General features: G+C 35.6%; 1 protein-coding gene. It reads left to right on the top strand.

All coding sequences use genetic code 11. The features are described from left to right. The first annotated feature begins 9 nt into the window (after positions 1 to 9). Positions 10 to 2,322: a single-stranded-DNA-specific exonuclease RecJ gene (recJ, locus tag FJR37_RS25840; protein ID WP_168467491.1), complete on the top strand. Its 2,313-nt coding sequence runs from the start codon at positions 10 to 12 to the stop codon at positions 2,320 to 2,322. Positions 2,323 to 2,330 lie beyond the last annotated feature (8 nt).

The following is a 2,330-nucleotide window of genomic DNA, read 5'->3' as shown; positions in this document are numbered from 1 at the left end:
TGATTTAAGATGGAATGGATTTTAACAACACAAGAAAAACCCCCAGATTGGTTTATTGAATTAGTGAAAAAATACGTACCAACAACAGGTGGTAACTTTGCTGCTCAATTATTTTGGCAACGGGGAATTCAAGATCAAGAAAAGTTAGCGGCTTTTATTAATTATCAAAGTTATCAACCTGCCAATTCTTTTGAATTTGGACAAGAAATGAATTTGGCTGTACAACGGTTAATAACTGCGGGAAAAACAGGAGAAAAAATTGTTATTTGGGGAGATTTTGATGCCGATGGAATTACCTCGACTGCGGTATTATGGGATGGTTTAGGTGAATTTTTTCAGCAACATCGTCAATTAAGTTATTATATTCCCAATCGTTTAATAGAATCTCATGGTTTAAATCAGCCAGGAATTGATAATTTAGCAGCCCAAGGTTGTAAATTAATTATTACTTGTGATACAGGCAGTACAAATATTTCAGAAATCATCTATGCCCAAAATTTAGGGATAGATGTAATTGTGACTGACCATCATACATTACCACCAGAACGCCCTCCGGTTGTCGCCATTATTAACCCGCGTTATTTAGCAAAAGAACATCCTTTATATCATCTTTCAGGTGTGGCAGTTGCTTATAAATTGGTGGAAGCATTATATATAAGTTTGCCAGATATTCCCGAACATCCATTAACAGATTTATTAGATTTAGTAGCAGTAGGATTAATTGCCGATTTAGTCCAATTAAGTGGTGATTGTCGCTATTTGGCACAGTTGGGAATTCAACAATTACACACAGACTTTAAAAAAACACCATCAGCCAGAAGAAGACCAGGAGTGGGGAAGTTATTAGAATTATGCCAGAAAAGTGGCGATCGCCCCACAGATATTTCCTTTGGTTTGGGACCCCGCATTAACGCCGTTAGTCGCATTCATGGTGATGCTAGTTTCTGTGTAGAATTATTAACCAGTAGAGATATGCAGCGTTGTCAACAACTTGCAGAAGAAACAGAATTAGCTAATTCCCGTCGTAAATCTTTACAAAAAGATGTCCAAGTCCAAGTTACTAAAAAACTCAATCAATTAGACTTATCAACCACCAGCGTCATCGTTTTAGAAGATCCTCAATGGGCAGGTGGTGTTTTAGGTCTGGTTGCCGGACAAATTGCCCAAGAAACAGGGCGACCGACAATTTTGTTAAGTACAGAAGCAAAAGAAAATAAGACGGATTCTAGCCCATCTCTAGCACGAGGTTCTGCCCGTTCCATTAACTCCGTTGATTTATATCAATTAGTTCAAGAACAAGCCCATTTATTACATCGTTTTGGAGGACATCCCTTTGCTGCGGGTTTGAGTTTATTAGTAGAAAATATTCCCCTATTTACAGCCGCCATTAACCAGAAATTACGTCAATCTTTAGGAGGAATAAATCTCACTCCAACAGTGCAAGCTGATTTGGTGGTGACAGTTGCCGATTTAGGCAAAGATTTATTTTTAGAATTAAAACTATTAGAACCCTGTGGAATGGGCAATCCTATCCCCAAATTATTAATCAAAAACTGTTGGTTTGAAAATTCTTGGCATAAAAATCAAGAAGATTTAAAAGGAAATAAAATCCAATATATTAAAACTGACTTCAATATTCGAGATAATTCTACCAACAATCCGTTTCCGGGGATTTGGTGGGGACACTATAAAGAAGAATTGCCTATTGGTAGATGTGATTGTATTGCCGAAATTGATTTTAACAGCTTTAAAAAACGTTATGAAATTAGATTAATCGCCGTCCGTCCTAATACGGAAAGTGAATTAAAAACCAAAAATTCAGCATTAATTTTAGATTGGCGAAATCAGGAAAATTTAACCGAAATAACCTCAGAAAAATCATTATTAATTATGCAAGATTGCCCTAGTAATTGGGATAATTTACGTTTATGGGTAAAGCAATCACTAAATCAGAAAAAACAATTGATTATTGCTTGGAGAAAACCCCATAATTTAACTCCCAAGGACATTTGGTTAACTTTAGTAGGAATTTCTAAATACCTGAGTCGAAAAAATCAACCTGTTACCCGCGTTCAACTTTTAGAGAAACTAGATATTAGTGATCAAACCCTATATTTGGGATTTCAAGCATTAAAACATTTAGGATTTATCATCCAACGTCAAGATAATCATTTACAAATAATCTGGGATTCCACATATCATTACCAACCAGCAGATCATGTGATTAACAAATTTTTAGCCGCAGTCAGAGAAGAACAATTTCAACGAGATTATTTTTTTCATGTGCCTTTATCTATTATCATTGCCATGATTGGTAAATAATCTCATTT

The sequence above is a fragment of the Aphanizomenon sp. UHCC 0183 genome, assembly GCF_009712065.1.
Classification (GTDB): Bacteria; Cyanobacteriota; Cyanobacteriia; order Cyanobacteriales; family Nostocaceae; genus Dolichospermum; species Dolichospermum heterosporum.
This window is presented reverse-complemented; position numbering and strand designations above follow the sequence as displayed.